The organism is Pedobacter sp. AJM (assembly GCF_002197755.1).
Taxonomy (GTDB): domain Bacteria; phylum Bacteroidota; class Bacteroidia; order Sphingobacteriales; family Sphingobacteriaceae; genus Pedobacter.
Genome location: NZ_NHOT01000005.1, coordinates 164,690 through 181,716 on the forward strand (window position 1 = coordinate 164,690; position 17,027 = coordinate 181,716).

At 39.6% G+C, this 17,027-nt stretch carries 13 protein-coding genes; 9 read left to right on the top strand and 4 right to left on the bottom strand.

Going from position 1 to position 17,027, the window contains the following annotated elements; genetic code table 11:
- Window positions 1–34: 34 nt before the first annotated feature.
- The 4 genes from CBW18_RS12675 to CBW18_RS12690 all read left to right on the top strand — a co-directional run bounded on the left by CBW18_RS12675 (window position 35) and on the right by CBW18_RS12690 (window position 3,690).
- A complete protein-coding gene (locus CBW18_RS12675) occupies window positions 35–826 on the top strand; it encodes a HipA family kinase (RefSeq protein ID WP_088301833.1) in 792 nt (263 codons plus the stop codon).
- Window positions 804–1,187, top strand: a complete 384-nt coding sequence (locus tag CBW18_RS12680; RefSeq protein WP_088301704.1) for a DUF3037 domain-containing protein — start codon at window positions 804–806, stop codon at window positions 1,185–1,187. The genes CBW18_RS12675 and CBW18_RS12680 overlap by 23 nt, the downstream gene beginning before the upstream one ends.
- Window positions 1,188–1,227: 40 nt before the next feature.
- Complete coding sequence (locus tag CBW18_RS12685; RefSeq protein ID WP_371566807.1) at window positions 1,228–3,141, top strand: AAA domain-containing protein; 1,914 nt, start codon at window positions 1,228–1,230, stop codon at window positions 3,139–3,141.
- 174 nt (window positions 3,142–3,315) lie between these two features.
- A complete protein-coding gene (locus CBW18_RS12690) occupies window positions 3,316–3,690 on the top strand; it encodes a response regulator (RefSeq protein ID WP_088301706.1) in 375 nt (124 codons plus the stop codon).
- Here the strand turns inward: CBW18_RS12690 and topB are convergent.
- Entirely contained in the window at window positions 3,673–5,526 is a 1,854-nt protein-coding gene (gene topB / locus CBW18_RS12695; protein ID WP_088301707.1) for a DNA topoisomerase III, read from the bottom strand. The genes CBW18_RS12690 and topB overlap by 18 nt on opposite strands.
- 167 nt (window positions 5,527–5,693) lie before the next feature.
- Between topB and CBW18_RS21405 the strand changes: the two genes are divergently transcribed.
- On the top strand, window positions 5,694–6,134 hold the full coding sequence (locus tag CBW18_RS21405) for a hypothetical protein (RefSeq protein ID WP_088301708.1): 441 nt from the start codon (window positions 5,694–5,696) through the stop codon (window positions 6,132–6,134).
- A 7-nt stretch (window positions 6,135–6,141) separates the two neighbouring features.
- Here the strand turns inward: CBW18_RS21405 and CBW18_RS12705 are convergent, their stop codons facing one another.
- On the bottom strand, window positions 6,142–6,477 hold the full coding sequence (locus CBW18_RS12705) for a MerR family transcriptional regulator (protein WP_088301709.1): 336 nt from the start codon (window positions 6,475–6,477) through the stop codon (window positions 6,142–6,144).
- 116 nt (window positions 6,478–6,593) lie between these two features.
- On the opposite strand from CBW18_RS12705, the gene alaS reads away from it, so the two are divergent.
- Window positions 6,594–9,296, top strand: coding sequence for an alanine--tRNA ligase (gene alaS / locus CBW18_RS12710; RefSeq protein ID WP_088301710.1), 2,703 nt, complete (start codon window positions 6,594–6,596; stop codon window positions 9,294–9,296).
- A 167-nt stretch (window positions 9,297–9,463) separates the two neighbouring features.
- On the opposite strand, the gene CBW18_RS12715 is transcribed toward alaS, so the two are convergent.
- On the bottom strand, window positions 9,464–10,675 hold the full coding sequence (locus CBW18_RS12715) for a TCR/Tet family MFS transporter (protein ID WP_088301711.1): 1,212 nt from the start codon (window positions 10,673–10,675) through the stop codon (window positions 9,464–9,466).
- Window positions 10,676–10,945: 270 nt separating this feature from the next.
- On the opposite strand from CBW18_RS12715, the gene gyrA reads away from it, so the two are divergent.
- The 3 genes from gyrA (at window position 10,946) to CBW18_RS12730 (ending at window position 15,905) form a co-directional block, all read left to right on the top strand.
- On the top strand, window positions 10,946–13,534 hold the full coding sequence (gene gyrA / locus CBW18_RS12720) for a DNA gyrase subunit A (protein ID WP_088301712.1): 2,589 nt from the start codon (window positions 10,946–10,948) through the stop codon (window positions 13,532–13,534).
- A gap of 32 nt (window positions 13,535–13,566) precedes the next feature.
- Window positions 13,567–14,652 (top strand): lipopolysaccharide assembly protein LapB, encoded by a 1,086-nt coding sequence (locus tag CBW18_RS12725; RefSeq protein WP_088301713.1) that lies wholly within the window; start codon window positions 13,567–13,569, stop codon window positions 14,650–14,652.
- A 107-nt stretch (window positions 14,653–14,759) separates the two neighbouring features.
- Window positions 14,760–15,905, top strand: coding sequence for a lipopolysaccharide assembly protein LapB (locus CBW18_RS12730; RefSeq protein ID WP_088301714.1), 1,146 nt, complete (start codon window positions 14,760–14,762; stop codon window positions 15,903–15,905).
- 266 nt (window positions 15,906–16,171) lie between these two features.
- Here the strand turns inward: CBW18_RS12730 and CBW18_RS12735 are convergent, their stop codons facing one another.
- The gene (locus CBW18_RS12735; RefSeq protein ID WP_088301715.1) at window positions 16,172–17,002 is read right to left on the bottom strand and encodes a hypothetical protein; all 831 of its coding nucleotides are present in this window, start codon (window positions 17,000–17,002) and stop codon (window positions 16,172–16,174) included.
- Window positions 17,003–17,027 lie beyond the last annotated feature (25 nt).

The window sequence follows — 17,027 nt, forward strand, 5'->3', positions numbered from 1 at the left end:
GGCATATTGATAGATGCCGATTCTGCTTACACTTATGAACGATTTTCAACTCCGAACGGTTAATGTAACCAGATACGTTACGCCTCTGCGCGAAGGTGGCTCTATGCCGGCCATTGCTGAGGCAGATGACGGTTTTTTATATGTATTGAAATTTCGTGGTGCCGGACAAGGGCCACGTGCGCTGATTGCAGAACTGATTGGTGGTGAAATAGCCAGAATACTTGGCTTTCGGATACCAGAACTGGTTTTTGCTCAGCTGGATGAGGCCTTTGGCCGCACAGAACCAGATGAAGAAATTCAGGATTTACTGAAGGCCAGTGTAGGTTTAAATCTGGCCTTACATTACCTTTCAGGTGCCATTACTTTTGATCCAACGGTAACTGTTGTTGATGCTAAGCTGGCTTCGCAAATTGTGTGGCTGGATTGTTTTCTTACGAACATGGACCGTACTTGCCGCAATACCAATATGTTGATGTGGCACAAAGAACTCTGGTTAATTGATCATGGTGCATCTCTATATTTTCACCATTCCTGGCAAAACTGGGAGGAGCAGGCCATTCGGCCGTTTTTCTTAATAAAGGATCACGTGTTGCTTCCAGGGGCATCCGAACTGGAACTGGTTGACCAGGAATTTCACGCTATTCTTAACGCAGAAAAAATTGCCGCCATCATAGATTTAATTCCTGATGAGTGGCTGGAGGGGGAAAGCAATTTCCCGACTAAAGAGGCCCATAGAAAAGCCTATGCTTATTTTCTGCAAACCCGTCTGAATAATTCGCAAATCTTTTTAAAAGAAGCACAGCATGCCAGAGAGATTCTTATTTGAGTATGCTGTGATCCGTGTGATGCCAAGGGTAGAACGCGAAGAATTTTTGAATGTGGGCATCATTTTGTTCTGCGCAAAGAAAAAGTTTTTAAAAAGCATCTTTTTTCTGGACGAACTTAAGGTCAGGACATTTTGCACAAAAATTGACTTTGAAGAATTATCTGCGAACTTAACAGCTTTCGAAAGAATCAGCGTGGGCGCAAAAGGATCAGGTCCAATCGGTGAATATGATCAGGCTTCCAGGTTTCGCTGGTTAACAGCCACCAGAAGTACAGTGGTTCAATGTTCAAAAGTTCATCCTGGCTTTTGTATGGATGCGGAAGAAACCATGATCAGGTTACATCAGGAGCTGGTACTTTAATTTCCGCATTAATAAATCTATTATACCTAAGCACATTCCCTTGTCAAAAGAATATTTCAAAAACCTTCAGGATTTGCTTCATATGGAGCGTGAAGAAGATTTACAATCGTATTTAAAACTTACTCAAAATACCTCAGCTGCAGACCGGAGAGCCCTCGGATTAACCTGGTACCCCATAGCCATCAGGAATACAGAAATTGGAAAAGGTGATTATTTATCAGTAGAACTGGAACGTACCACGCATCAGGAGCTGTCTCATCAGTTCCGGTTTGGTGCTGCCGTGGTTATATTTTCCAATCATGATCCGAAAGCAGACCAGGTGGAAGGCATCGTCACCCATCAAAGCGGGAACAGGATGAAAGTTAGTTTTCGGATAGATGAACTGCCAGACTGGACGAGGGATGGTAAACTGGGTGTTGACTTACTTTTTGATAATAATAGCTATGATGAAATGCAATATGCATTGAAGCAGGCTACAAACCTTACAGATGAAACTGCTGAAAATAAGCTCATTAAAATCATCACGCTTGGTGAAAAACCTTCATTTGAACAGGAAGTAAAATTCACCATTCCGAACTTGCTTAACGCCTCGCAGCAACGTGCTGTACATCAGATTATAGCTGCAGATCACCTTGCTATTGTTCATGGTCCGCCAGGAACAGGCAAAACCACTACCATAGTTCAGGCGATAAAGTCACTCTTCAAACACCATAATCAAAAAATTCTGGTCGTGGCCCCTAGTAATACGGCAGTAGATTTACTGACGGAAAAATTAGTACTAGAGGGTTTACATGTAATCCGCATAGGAAATCCGGCACGGGTTTCAGAAAAACTGCTATCAGCAACTTTAGATCATCAAATGGCGGATCATCCGGAAATGAAAATGATCAAAGCGCTGAAAAAACAGGCTAATGAATATAAGAACATGGCACATAAGTACAAGCGCAGTTTTGGAAAGGCTGAGCGTGACCAACGAAAGGCACTTTTTGATGAAGCGCATAAAATTGGCAGAGAGGTAGAAAAGACCGAAGCCTACATGATGGATCAGCTGTTTAATAAAGCACAAGTCATTACAGCTACATTAGTAGGTGCCCATCACCATACAGTTCGACACCTTAAGTATGGTACTGTGGTGATTGACGAAGCAGGACAAGCACTAGAACCTGCCTGCTGGATTCCGATTTTAAAAGCCAAAAAATTAATTTTAGCAGGAGATCATTTTCAATTACCGCCAACCATAAAATCTACAGCGGCAGCAAGAAAAGGATTAAGTAATACTTTGCTGGAGAAGCTGGTAAGTCTTCACCCTGAATCTGTTGTGCTTTTAAATGAACAATACCGAATGAATAACAGCATTATGGGTTATTCATCAAAAGTATTTTACGAGGACCGTTTAACTGCACATTCGTCCGTTTCTGGCCAATTGCTTTTTGATGGTGACGAGCCGATAAAATTTATTGATACTGCGGGTTGCAGCTATGACGAAAAGCTGGAAGGCACCAGCACCATCAATCCGGATGAGGCTGCATTTTTGGTCAGACAACTGATTCATCTGCTCAGCCGATTGGAAACTGATTACACTATCGCAGATTTTCCAAGCATTGCGGTCATTTCTCCATATAAACAGCAGATCCAGGTTTTGAAAGAATTACTATCAACAGAAACATTATTTTTGAAATACCAGCATAAGATTGCGGTGAACACCATTGATAGTTTTCAGGGGCAGGAGCGTGATGTGGTATATATTAGTTTAACCAGGAGCAATACAGCAGGAAGTATCGGCTTTTTAGCTGATACCAGAAGAATGAATGTAGCCATGACGAGGGCCAAAAAGAAATTAATCGTGATTGGCGACAGCTCTACACTATCTAAGGCTAAATTTTATGCAGATTTTATAAATTATACCGAAAAACGCAATGCTTATTCCAGTGCATGGGAACTTATGGACCTATAAGAAGATTTATGCATAATGTCATTTTTATAGTCGTAAATTATTATTTTTGAGCTGATTAAGCTGGATTTCAATTCATTAGGATTTTATACATTGAGGCAAAGTAAAGTTGATTGTAATCCATTTGAATCCGCGTTCGGGGATTTAAATATCACAGCATCTAAATAATCTGTTTCAATGAATCAAGGCCTGAAAATTTTAATTGTGGATGACAGCGAATTAATGCGAATGGTTATCAAAGGTTTTTTAAAGAAGTTTCTTTCTGGATTCGAAATTTCTGAAACGCCTGATTTATCAGAAACTTTTAACCTCCTTGCCAAAAAGGATTTCGATTTTGTTCTATTAGATATCAACATGCCCAAAGGAGATAGTAATCCGGATACTGTAAGAGAAATTCTGTCCATACAGCAGAATATTAAAGTCTGCATGTTTTCAGGCAATGATAAAAGCACACTCGAACAGGCTTATCGCAATGCCGGTGCTATCGGTTATATCCAAAAAGACAACAATATAGCGACATCACTGAATGAAGTGTTAACCAACAACTTCTAACTTTTGATCTTCCAGTTTTCCTGAAATGGAAGCACCGGCAATCAGCAGTTCATTGGTAATCATTTTGGTATATTCCGTAATTTCAGTTTTAAAATCTTTGACAGATGAGCCGGACCTGATTTCCTCCAGTCTTTTTTCCCACTGACCGGTAAGTTCTGCCTGTGCAATCTGCTTGTCTTTTACTACCTCGTAAACGGCTAATCCTTTGGTAGTAGGGACCAGGTTTCTTTTTTCACGTGTAATATAGGTTCGGGTAATGAGCGTTTCAATAATGGATGCCCGTGTTGCCGGCGTACCTAACCCACTATCTTTCATCGCATAACGCAGCTCTTCATCCTCAATTTCTTTACCACAGGTCTCCAGCGCTTTAAGCAGAGATGCCTCATTGTACATAGACTTTGGTTTAGTCTGTTTTTCCAGTAAAGATTTTTCAGTGATGGGCAATTCTTCACCTACAGCTACCTTCGGCAGGGCCGCATTATCCTCATCCTTTTTATCATCGTCTGCTTCATTAAAAACAGCACGCCATCCTGCTGAACGTATAACTGTTCCGTTGGCCAGAAAAGTTAATCCAGACTGAATGGTAATTTTAGTAATTTCTTTCAGACACTCCTGGTGAAAGGCCTCAATCATTCTGCCTACCACCATATCATAAACGGCCTGCCTGTCGCTACTTAATCCATAAGCTTCTACACCAGTAGGTAAAACCGCATGGTGATCAGTCACTTTCTTTGCATTTACACTTCGTTTATTGAGTTTAATGGTTTGTAAAAACTGCGCCTGTTTGCCAAAATCCGGATGATTGGTGAATTTATCAATCAAATCTGGTACGCCTGCAAATACGTCATCTCCAATATATCTGGAACCAGTACGCGGATAAGAAACCAGTTTGCTTTCATATAAATTTTGTAATATGCCCAGTGTCTGATCGGCAGTATAACCTTTCTTTTTATTGGCTTCCTGTTGTAAACTGCTGAGGTCGTGCAGCAACGGGGGCGGTTCTTTTCTGGGTTTAGCCTCCACAGCCGTAATTTTCCCACCAGCAGGAAAGCCTGAGGGAACATCTTCCACAAGCGAAAATAATTTTTCAGCTTCTTCTTTCTCTTTATAATTGGTGGTTGAAACCGCTTTAAAAACCTGTTCATCCTTCACAAGCAGAATACTGATTTGATAGTAGGTTTGCGGTATAAAGTTTTTAATTTCCAGAAAGCGGGCACAAATCATGGCCAGAGTGGGTGTTTGTACCCTTCCTAAAGATAAAACCGTTCTGTTCCCGGCCGAAATACTGAGCGCCTGTGTGGCGTTCATGCCCACCAGCCAATCTGATTCGGAACGACAGTGTGCAGAATTAAACAATGTGTCATAATCCGTTCCGGGCTTTAAATTCCTGAATCCATCTTTAATGGCTTCATCAGTTTGTGAGGAAATCCAAAGCCTTTTAAAGGGCTTTTTACATTTCAGGTAATAGTAAATGTAACGGAAAATCAATTCGCCTTCGCGTCCGGCATCCGTTGCCACAATGATCTCAGTGGCCTCATCAAAAAGTTTTTTAATGGTATCCAGCTGTTTTCTTACCGCCGGATCTTCTACAAAACCATCTTTGGTTTTGATTTTGCGAATAGCCAGTTTAAATTTTGCCGGTAACATAGGCAAATGCTGCCTTCTCCAGCCAATAAAGCCATAATCCTGCGGTGGGGCCAGTTGTAATAAATGCCCAAAAGCCCAGGTAAAAGAATATCCTTTACCTTCAATGTATCCATCTTTTCTGGTAGTGGCCCCGAAAACTTTAGCAAGTTCACGACCAACAGAGGGCTTTTCTGCAATTACAATCTTCATGAATGGGGCTTATTTTTCAAACCCCAAATATCGCTAAAATAAGTCATCAGCAGCTTAATTTTTTACTCACACTGTAAAGTCTTGTGCACTAAACATTTTGCTGCTTTGCGTGTTAGGCCCATATATTTTTAGTAACAATTGTGAGCCTTATTAATCTTAGCATATGAATGGAAAAACAGTATAACCTATTTAATCATGAAATTCAGGTCCATTTTGAACCAAGGTTAGTCAGGGTATTTAGTGATGCTGCACTTTGGGCATTCCTGGAAAATGATACTGGTACACGATTTGAGATTTTAGTAAAAACCATTAAAGCAGATTACCTGACTCATTACGGGGCAGCATTAAAGATCAGCAACGATTCTCTGATTGTAGAGATTCTGGTTCACGTGTATTGTGATTATATCGGTTTAAGATTTAATCGTGTTGTGAAAATTAAATACATTCAAAATCTGGTCAATAAGTTATTGGAACGTGCCGAGGTAGTAGACTGCGGGGAACGGAGTGTAGACAGTAATCGCTGGGTTTGGGATCTGCTTGCACGATATAAAACGGCTTTTATCAAAATACTACCCAAAAACTTAAACAGGAGAAAATTAAAATCTTAACGTATGGCTAAAGTTCTTTTGCCAAATTCACCAGGAAGCCCTTTAGTTTTTCTAAAGAATCAATAATCTTTTGATTTTCCTTCACATCTGATTTATTGTGCTTTAAATGTTCCTTAGCGCCCTTTAAGGTAAAGCCTTTTTCATCCACTAAATTGAAGATGATTTTAAGGTTTTCAATGTCTTCCGGCGTAAAAAGCCGGTTGCCTTTCTTATTTTTCTTGGGCTGAAGGATATCAAATTCCTTCTCGTAAAAGCGGATTTGAGAGGCGTTAACATTAAACATTTCAGTCACTTCGCCCATCGTATAATACATTTTATTAATGTCTCTTTCTTTGTACGGCATAACTTGTGCTTGATTGTTAAGGGTTTACATCGATTAATTAAAGCTTTCAAATGTAGCTCGATTTTTCCTGATTAACGCAATAAAATTTTAATTTTGTTCCTCCAACATTTAAAATAATGACAGCTAAAGAAATAAGACAAGCCTTCCTTCATTTTTTCGAACAGAAACAACATCATATTGTTCCGTCGGCACCCATAGTGGTTAAAAACGATCCTACCTTAATGTTTACCAACGCCGGGATGAACCAGTTTAAGGATTTGTTTTTGGGTGAGGCTGCCATTAAATATGCAAGAGTTACAGATACACAACGTTGTTTAAGGGTATCAGGAAAACATAATGATCTGGAAGAAGTAGGGATTGATACCTATCACCACACTATGTTCGAAATGCTGGGCAACTGGAGTTTTGGCGATTATTTTAAAAAGGAAGCCATTGCCTGGAGCTGGGAATTATTAACTGAAGTTTATAAAATACCTAAAGCACAATTATATGTGACCTATTTTGAAGGTGATGAAAAGGAGGGTTTAGCAAAAGATCAGGAAGCTTACGACCTTTGGAAACAATACGTGGATGAAAGCCATATTTTACCCGGGAATAAGAAAGACAATTTCTGGGAAATGGGTGAAACAGGTCCCTGCGGACCATGTTCTGAAATTCATGTAGACTGCCGTACGGATGAAGAAAAAGCATTGGTTAGTGGCGCTACTTTGGTCAATGCCGATCATCCGCAGGTCATAGAAATCTGGAACAATGTATTCATGCAGTTTAACCGCCTGAAAGACGGTTCGTTGCAAAGCTTACCCGCAAAACATGTTGATACCGGAATGGGTTTCGAACGTTTGGTACGCGTTTTACAACAAAAAACTTCCAATTACGATACGGATGTTTTCCAGCCAATGATTCAGTTTATTGCGGAGAAATCAGGTATTCCATACGGTGCTGATGAAAAAACGGATATCGCCATGCGTGTAATGGCCGATCATATTCGTGCGATCTCATTTGTGATTGCCGATGGTCAGTTGCCATCCAATAACAAAGCGGGTTATGTGATCCGCAGGATTTTACGTCGTGCAGTTCGTTATGCCTACACCTTTTTAAATTTCAAAGAACCATTTTTGAATCAACTGGTACCTCTGCTGGCTGAACAGTTTAAAGGTGTTTTTGATGAATTGGTTGCACAACAGGATTTTGTGCAAAAAGTGGTTTTGGAAGAAGAAGTTTCCTTTTTGAGAACCTTATCAGCAGGTATAAAAAGATTTATTGAATATATTAATCCCATACAAAAAATGGGTATCGTAAGTTTTCTTGGTCCAAACACTGAAAAATATCCTGTAGATGAAACAAAAGTAAAAAATCATGAATCGAAGGTTATTTCTGGATTATTTGCATTTGAACTTAATGATACTTACGGGTTTCCAATAGATTTAACAGAGTTGATGGCTAGAGAAATAAATTGGAGTGTCGATATGGAAGGCTTTAATAAGTACCTTGGTGAACAAAAAAATCGTTCTCGTGCAGCCACAGCCATTGATACTGGTGACTGGATAATTGTGAATACCGATGATCAAAGTGAATTTGTGGGTTATGATGATCTGGAAATTGAAACGGAAATTTTAAAATACCGCAAGGTTAAAGCAAAAGGGAAGGAGCAATACCAGATTGTACTGCGCCAGACACCTTTTTATGCTGAAAGTGGCGGTCAGGTAGGCGATACAGGCCGCTTAGAGGATCACAGCCGCCAATTTTGGGTAGACATTACAAATACTAAAAAAGAAAATGGGTTAACGGTACATTTTGCAGATATCCTGCCCGATAACCTGGAAGGGAAATTCTGGGCAGTGGTAGATGAAGATAAACGTGTGCTCACTGAAGATAATCACTCCGCAACCCATTTGTTGCATGCGGCTTTAAAGCAGGTTTTAGGTCAGCATGTGAACCAGAAAGGTTCATTGGTGAATGCCGATTACTTACGTTTCGATTTTTCTCATTTTGCTAAAGTAACCGATGAAGAACTGGCGCAGATTGAAGTCATTGTGAACCAGAAGATCCGGGCCAACATCAAACTAAAAGAACAAAGAAACGTACCTTACCAAGATGCCATTGAAAGTGGCGTTACAGCATTATTTGGTGAAAAATATGGTGATTTTGTTCGGATGATTACGTTTGATGACCATTTCTCCAAAGAACTTTGTGGTGGTACCCACGTAAAAGCAACCGGGCAAATCGGTTCATTTAAAATTGTTTCTGAAAGTGCAGTTGCAGCAGGTGTACGCCGGATTGAGGCCATTACTGCCGACAAAGCCGAACAATATTTTTTAGATCAGCGTAAAGAACTTGGCCATTTAAAGGCCTTATTAAATGGTTCAAAGGATTTATCTGCCGCTGTTCAGGCTTTGCTGGATGAAAATGCTAAGCTAAAAAAGGAAATAGAAAAAACCACTTTAGAGCGCGTTGGCAATTTAAAGAACGAAATTGTGCATCATGTGAGGGGCATAAACGGGGTAAACCTGATTGCCCGGCACCTGGATTTACAGAGTGCTGATGCGGTTAAAAATCTCGCCTTCTCACTAAAGGATATGGTTGATAATCTTTATTTGGTATTTACGACCGAAATTGACGGTAAGCCAGGTATTACGGTGATGTTATCTGATGGACTGGTAAAACAAGGCATGAATGCATCCAATATCGTTCGTGAATTAGGAAAGGAAATTCAGGGAGGGGGCGGTGGTCAGCCGTTTTATGCTACTGCCGGTGGTAAAAACCCTGCAGGCTTAGCCTCGGTACTGGAGAAAGCAGAAAGTTTCATCCCGCAAGGTTAATTTGCCTGATGAACGAAGTATAAATTTTTAATAAATCCATTTGCTGAAATTGCCTTAACCGATAAAATCGATTGAGGCAATTTTGTGTCTGATCTTACTTAAGAGAAAATTAATTCGTTGTTTCTCTTTGCCATGACGGCCCCTGAATGAACTACCGGAATAATTTATTAATGATATTTCCGCAAGGCACGAATCGCAATGAAGAGTCCGATCATAGTTAAAAATGCACTTAAGATAAAAGGTGCTCCTGGAAAATAGAGGGGAGTCCCGTCCTGAATAAAATAGACAAAGATATGGCTGGCCAGCCAAGGACCGATAATCGCTGCCAGGCTTTGCAAACTGGTGGTGATTCCCTGAATTTCGCCCTGCGCATTTTCAGGCACCTGGTTAGAAATAATACTTTGCATCGCTGGTCCGCCGATTCCGGCGAGGCAATATGGAATAATAAATAACATCATCATGGTTCCATTTTTGGCAAAAGCAAAACATACGAACCCCACTACATAAAGCATCAACCCAAAATAGATGGCTTTTCTGTTCCCGATTTTTGGAATGATAATCCGGATCAATCCACCCTGAACCAGCGCAACCATTATTCCAACCACTGCCAGCGAATAACCAATCATGGTTGGTGTCCATTGAAATTTTTCAATCACATAATATGACCAGTTTGATTGTACGGAATGACTGGCGATATAAAGAAGTAACAGCGTAGCAAGCAGGCCTAAAATGGCAGGATATTTTGATGCATTGATAAATGAGCCTATAGGATTGGCACGTTTCCAAGAAAATTTTCTTCTTTTGTCTTTTGATAAAGATTCAGGCAAGATGAAATAACCATATAACCAGTTGATCAATGACAAGCCTGCTGCAACCATGAAAGGCACGCGTAAACCAAACTGACTAAGCAAACCGCCGCCTACTGATCCCAAAATAAAACCCAGGCCAAATGCCGCACCAACTAAACCAAAATTCTGTGCCTTTTTTTCAGGCGTAGAGATATCGGCAATGTAGGCCATTCCGGTTGTAAAACTCGCTCCGGTAATTCCGGCTATAATTCGTCCAATAAAAAACCAAAAAATAGATGGGGCGAAAGAGAGGAATAAATAATCGATTCCTAAACCAAACAAAGAAAAAAGCAATACAGGCCGCCTGCCATACTGATCACTCAAGCCGCCCAATATGGGAGAAAAGATGAATTGAGGCAGTGCAAAAGCCACCATTAAATAGCCGCCATAATCTGCAGCAACACTTGTACTTCCGCCGGTAAATTCCTTTATTAAATTTGGCAGCACCGGAATAATAATTCCGAATCCTGTACAATCAATCAAAAGCGTAATCATGATGAAGATCATCGCCGATTGTTTCTGCTTAGCCATAAGTTTGCGTTATATACAAAAATAGAATTTTGAAGTTAATCTTTTAAGTGTTATCATTTTAATGAGGAAAAATAAATTAAATGGCTTGTATAAAAAAAAAACTTATTTAAATACGACTGTAAGAACACCAAAAAAAACTTTCATCTAAAAACCTTTAGCTACAGCCAAAACTTTTCCACAATGCCTTATTTCGGCATATTTTTGCTAAATTCGCAAGGTTATAACAATAGCTTTTTGAAACATCGTTTTTGATAACGAGAATAATAATTTATGGCAGAAGATTTAGAAAATCAACAAAACGACAAAATCATCCAGATTAATATAGAGGAGCAGATGAAATCGGCCTACATTGACTATTCAATGTCGGTAATCGTATCAAGGGCTTTGCCTGATGTACGTGATGGATTGAAACCGGTACACCGCCGTGTTTTATATGGCATGCTTGATCTGGGCGTTACCAGTAATAAACCACATAAAAAATCTGCCCGTATTGTTGGTGAAGTGTTAGGTAAGTATCACCCACATGGTGATGCATCCGTATATTTCACCATGGTTCGTATGGCTCAGGACTGGAGTTTGCGTTACCCGATGGTTGACGGACAGGGAAACTTTGGTCACATTGATGGTGACTCACCAGCCGCAATGCGTTATACAGAGGCCCGTTTCTCTAAAATTGCAGAGGAAATGCTGGCTGACATCAATAAAGATACAGTAGATTTCCAGCTGAACTTTGATGATACCTTACAGGAGCCAACAGTATTACCCGCAAAAATCCCTAATTTACTGGTAAACGGATCTTCAGGTATTGCAGTAGGTATGGCCACGAACATGGCACCGCATAACTTAACTGAAGTAATAGATGGCGTTGTAGGCTATATTGACAATCATGATATCACGATTGAGGAGTTGATGAAGTTTGTTAAAGCTCCTGATTTTCCTACAGGCGGGATCATTTACGGCTATACCGGGGTAAAGGAAGCTTTCGAAACAGGTCGTGGACGTATCGTGATGCGTGCAAAAGCCGAAATTGAAAGCATTAAAGACCGTGAGGTGATCATCGTAACTGAGATTCCTTACCAGGTAAACAAAGCACAGATGATTGAGCGTACGGCTGAATTGGTTGGCGAGAAAAAACTGGAAGGTATTTCGAACATTAAAGATGAATCCAATAAAGATGGTATCCGGATCGTTTACGAAATTAAACGTGATGCCAATGCTTCAATCGTTTTAAATAACTTATATAAGTATACTGCACTACAAACTTCTTTCAGTGTAAACAACATTGCATTGGTGAAAGGGCGTCCGCAAATGTTAAATCTGAAAGATTTAATCGTACATTTTGTGGATCACAGACACGATGTGATTATTCGCCGTACCAAATATGAATTATCTGAGGCAGAAAAACGGGCACATATTTTAGAAGGTTATTTAATTGCTTTAGATCATTTAGATGAAGTAATTAAATTAATCCGTGCATCAGAAACTCCGGAAGAGGCTCGTTTGGGCTTGATGGAGAAATTTGGTTTAAGTGATCTTCAGGCACGTGCCATTCTGGATATGACGCTTCGTCGTTTAACAGGACTAGAGCGTGATAAAATCAAGGAAGAATATGCAGAATTGATGAAAACCATCGAATACTTGAAATCTATTCTGGCTGATGAAGGTTTACGGATGCAGATTATCAAAGATGAGCTGGCAGAAATTCAACAGAAATTTGGCGATGAGCGTAGAACAACGATTGTTCACTCTGCCGAAGATATGAGCATGGAGGATTTCATTGATGATGAAGAGGTAGTTATTACCATATCTCATGAAGGTTATGTAAAACGTACGCCTGCAACTGAATTCAGGGCACAGGGTAGAGGTGGAAAAGGATCGAAAGGAAGCACATCCAGAAATGAAGATTTTATTGAACATATGCTGGTGGCCACCAACCACAATTACATGTTGTTCTTTACCGAAGCAGGTAGATGTTTCTGGCTGAGGGTTTACGAAATTCCGGAAGGTTCCAGAACCAGTAAGGGAAGGGCGATACAGAATATCATCAACATTCCGAAAGACGAGAAAATCAAGGCTTACATTAAGGTGAAAAATCTGAAGGATCAGGAATACCTGGAGAACAATTTCATTATTATGTGTACTAAAAAAGGTACCATTAAAAAAACTTCTCTTGAAGCTTATTCACGTCCGCGTGTAAATGGTATTAATGCCATCAATATTAATGACGGAGATGTATTATTAGAAGCTTGTTTAACTAACGGACAGAGTGAAATTGTCATGGCTTTACGCTCTGGCAGAGCCATTCGTTTTAATGAAAGTACAGTTCGTCCGATGGGCAGAACAGCAACTGGTGTGCGTGGTGTAAGGCTTGCGCATGATAAAGATGAGGTTGTTGGCATGATTGCTGTAAACAATCCGGAAGTTACGGTGTTAGTAGTATCAGAAAAGGGATATGGAAAACGGACGGACATTGAAGATTACCGCGTAACCAATCGTGGTGGTAAAGGTGTAAAAACAATCAATGTTACCGAAAAAACCGGGCAATTAGTATCCATTAAAGACGTTACAGATAGCGAAGATCTGATGATCATTAATCGTTCAGGTATTGTAATCAGAATCCCTGTTTCAGCATTAAGGGTAATGGGACGTGCCACGCAAGGGGTACGTTTAATCTCGCTGAAGGGTGATGATGAGATTGCATCAGTAACAAAGATCGATCATGAAGAGGATGAGGAAGAAACAGTTGATTTAGACAGCGTACTGGTTGTTGATGGTGAAGAACTGGAAGCTGACCCTGCTGCTGAAGCTGAAGAAACGGAAGAGGACGAAGATGATGCCGATGAAACAACAGAAGAATAAGTTTAACTAAAATAAAAATTAGAATAAAAATTATGAAAAGAGTATTTCTAGGTATAATTTTAGCAGGAGCGGTAAGCGCTGCATTTGCTCAGAAAAGTGAGGTTAATGAAGCTAAAAAAGCATGGGGAATTTTTCAGTTAACAACACAAGGTGCAACACCTTTAGATAAAAAACTAGAATCAATTAAAACCGGTCTAGCCCATACAGATAAAGCCATTGCAGATGAAAAGTCTAAAGTAATGCCTGAAGCCTGGACATATCGTGCATTATTTGCTTCTTCAGCTGCCATTTTAGATACCGTGAATGCAGCTAATGCAGACGCGAATTTAAAAATCGCTCAGGATGCATTGGTAGAAGCTAAAAAGCTGGATACCAAAGGCTCAGAAAAAGAAAACATTACACTGGCAGAAACCAATGTGTCCAATGCGGTAAGAAATGCCGGTGTATTGGCATATAATAAAAAAGATTATAAAACGGCTTATGCTAAATTTGTTCAGGCTACTGTAATCAATCCTGCAGATACTTCTATGTACCTGAATGCGGGAATTGCTGCAAGAAATGTGGAAGATTATCCAGGCATGATTCAACAGTTTAAAAAGGTGATCTCTTTAAACTCTCCACAATCTAAAGATTTGTACAATGAATTGGTTGATGTCACGTTAAGAAAACAAAAGGATACTACCGCTGCGCTGGCTTTAATTGCTGAAGCAGTAGCCAAATATCCTGATAATGCTGATTTGATCAAAACCGAAACACAGATTTATATCGACAGGGGAGATGTAGCGAAATCTGAGCAGATGTTAAATACTTTAGCCACAAAAGAACCAAATAATGCCAGCTATCAGGTGTTATTGGGAAATATTTATTTCTCTCAAGCATTGAAACTTCAGGCAGACCGGAATAAAATTGACCAGAAGAAGGTGAAAGAATTTAATGAAATCACCACCAAAATGAATGGCTTACTGGATAAATCATTGCCATTTTATAAAAAAGCATTGGAAATCGATCCGAAAAATGCTGGTGCTTTAGAAACGTTAAAAACCATTTATGCGTTTAGAAACGATACTAAAAACTATAATGATGTAAAGGCAAAATTAGATGCCTTGCCAAAGCAATAGTTGAAAGCTAAAATTTAAAAAAGAGTCCTGATTTAAGTCAGGACTCTTTTTTTTTGCTTAATTTTACCGAACTAGCATTTTTTATACCTATCAATATTTGATTTACTATGCATAATGGTTTTAAGCTATTCACAGCAATTCTAGTTTCCGCCTCACTACATTCTTTTGCCCAGAAAAGTCAGATTCTCATTGCCCGAAATTCGGTTGGGAAACTTCAGGCTTCCATAGCCAATAAGGATGATGAGAAGAAACAACTTTCCATTGTTGCGGAAGGCTTAAAAGCTATTGAATCTGCAGAAAAGGATAATAAAACAAAAAACTGGGCAGAAACCTGGTCACTGAAATCATACCTGACATCTTATGCCGCAATTATTGATACCGATGCTGCCAATTCAGATAAATTTTACGAAGCCGCAAATGCTGCCATTAAACAGGCCAGAGGTTTAGATAAATATGAAGATAATTCTGGTCTGATTAAGGCTTCCAACCACAATATCCTGATCAAAAAACAGGAGCTGGGCAATGCTTCTTATTTTAATAATGATTTTAAGGAAGCTTATGATGATTTAAAAGAGGTTAGCGACAGTTTTCCTGCGGATACTACCTTGGCCTTAAATACAGCCATTTGTGCACTGAATATTCAAAATTATGATGAGGCCATTAATTATTTTAAAAGGGCTAAAGATAACGGCATTCGCAATGCATCAATGTTTCAAAAGCTGGCTCAGTTATATGCATCAAAATACGACAATGAAACAGCCATTAAAACCCTTGAAGAGGGGTTATTGAAAAATCCGTTTCATCATAATCTGACCAATGAGTATATCAATTTGCTTTTAGATACAGAAAATTACGCCAAAGCAACCAGTTTGATTGAAGGCAACCTTAAAGTTGAAAAGGCGAACAAACTGCTTTATTTCTTATATGGATATCTACAACAGGCCGGTGGAAATAATTCGACTGCAATCCTGGCTTATGACAAAGCGCTGGCTACAGATCAAAATTACTTTGATGCTTTGTATCAGTTGAGCCTGGCATATATCAATACGGCAAATGAAACTTTGAAAAAAAGCGACCCTGAAAAGGCAGCTAAATATAATTCATTAATTAACCGTGCACAGTTTGCTTTGCAGCGGGCAAATGAAATTAATCCCAACGATAAAAAAACGGTTCAGCTATTGGCAGATATCTATTCCCGGAAAAAAGATACGGACAAAGTACAGGAACTAAACCGCAAACTTCAGGAATTATAATAGGACTCAAACCGCAACAAGGGGGAAGCCTTTAAATACTAACTTAACATAATATAAATTATGAGACTAATATTATTACTTATTATTACTATCCAAAAAGCTATGTCATTGCCAAAATCACGCTTGAAAGTCATAAAGGAAGTTTTAGATACTTTTATTGAAAATAACAATATTCATTCAGCATTATTGAAATAATCAATATTTAAGTTTATTGCACCTATGATTTGCAGTCTAGCTTCGGTAACGGATTTGTTTTTATACAGCGTCTATTGACTCATGAGATAGGCAAAAAACTTAATTTCTTTTAATTCCTTTTCCCTTAAATGGCCAGTCTCAGTGTCTTTGATTACCCTCAGTACCTCAGTCAGCATATTGCTAGGAAAAAAAAACTTTATGTCTTCCCTAATCAAGCGATCAGGCATCCCATCTTTAAACTCAAACAAGTACAACCTGGTGCCACTCTCTTCCAACAGTTTATTAGCTTCCAGTCTGACCTCTTCAAGCGATACTGCCTCTACATTATTTCGGTATTCATCCATTTTATAGGAAAGCGTGCGTTTGTCGCCATTGACCTCCACGTTGAAGAAAATATCCTCATCCCTGCCCTTGTACATCCTTGGCCAGAAATAGGGTTTGATATTGGCCGTGTTACCGGTCAGCCAGTGTCTATCGGCCCTGAATGTATACGCCACTGAAGTAACCTGCCTCCCCCAATAGTTGACCTTTGCAATCAGCGCATTCAACCGCTGGGGATATACCTGATGGGCTGGATTATCCTTCCGGTATGGTTTTCTGGCGATCGATGCATAATAATCCAGTTCATCTCTGGTAAAGAAATTATAACCGCCCAGGTAATATTCCATTTGGTAGCCCATTGTCCCTACCATATAATTCCGGTAACCGTCATTCGATTCAAACTTTACGTCCGTTACGCCCAATACTTTAAAAGCTTCGTAAACCAGGTGCTTGAAGGGGTACTCTTTACCATCCACCACTACGTAATATTGGCTCCAGACACTGTCCTTTGGGATTCCATCCCGGTCAATTGCTTTTGCTGCCCCGCTTATCGCCTCTTGGGTAAGTATGCTTAATTTCATAATTCTTTTTTAAAAAGATGCTTTG

What these genes read in the sequence shown, in the direction of transcription:
- CBW18_RS12675 (WP_088301833.1), top strand. Translation starts at nt 35, where the DNA reads ATGAACGATTTTCAACTCCGAACGGTTAATGTAACCAGATACGTTACG.
- CBW18_RS12680 (WP_088301704.1), top strand. Translation starts at nt 804, where the DNA reads ATGCCAGAGAGATTCTTATTTGAGTATGCTGTGATCCGTGTGATGCCA.
- CBW18_RS12690 (WP_088301706.1), top strand. Translation starts at nt 3,316, where the DNA reads ATGAATCAAGGCCTGAAAATTTTAATTGTGGATGACAGCGAATTAATG.
- topB (WP_088301707.1), bottom strand. Translation starts at nt 5,526, where the DNA reads ATGAAGATTGTAATTGCAGAAAAGCCCTCTGTTGGTCGTGAACTTGCT.
- CBW18_RS21405 (WP_088301708.1), top strand. Translation starts at nt 5,694, where the DNA reads ATGGAAAAACAGTATAACCTATTTAATCATGAAATTCAGGTCCATTTT.
- CBW18_RS12705 (WP_088301709.1), bottom strand. Translation starts at nt 6,477, where the DNA reads ATGCCGTACAAAGAAAGAGACATTAATAAAATGTATTATACGATGGGC.
- alaS (WP_088301710.1), top strand. Translation starts at nt 6,594, where the DNA reads ATGACAGCTAAAGAAATAAGACAAGCCTTCCTTCATTTTTTCGAACAG.
- CBW18_RS12715 (WP_088301711.1), bottom strand. Translation starts at nt 10,675, where the DNA reads ATGGCTAAGCAGAAACAATCGGCGATGATCTTCATCATGATTACGCTT.
- gyrA (WP_088301712.1), top strand. Translation starts at nt 10,946, where the DNA reads ATGGCAGAAGATTTAGAAAATCAACAAAACGACAAAATCATCCAGATT.
- CBW18_RS12725 (WP_088301713.1), top strand. Translation starts at nt 13,567, where the DNA reads ATGAAAAGAGTATTTCTAGGTATAATTTTAGCAGGAGCGGTAAGCGCT.
- CBW18_RS12730 (WP_088301714.1), top strand. Translation starts at nt 14,760, where the DNA reads ATGCATAATGGTTTTAAGCTATTCACAGCAATTCTAGTTTCCGCCTCA.
- CBW18_RS12735 (WP_088301715.1), bottom strand. Translation starts at nt 17,002, where the DNA reads ATGAAATTAAGCATACTTACCCAAGAGGCGATAAGCGGGGCAGCAAAA.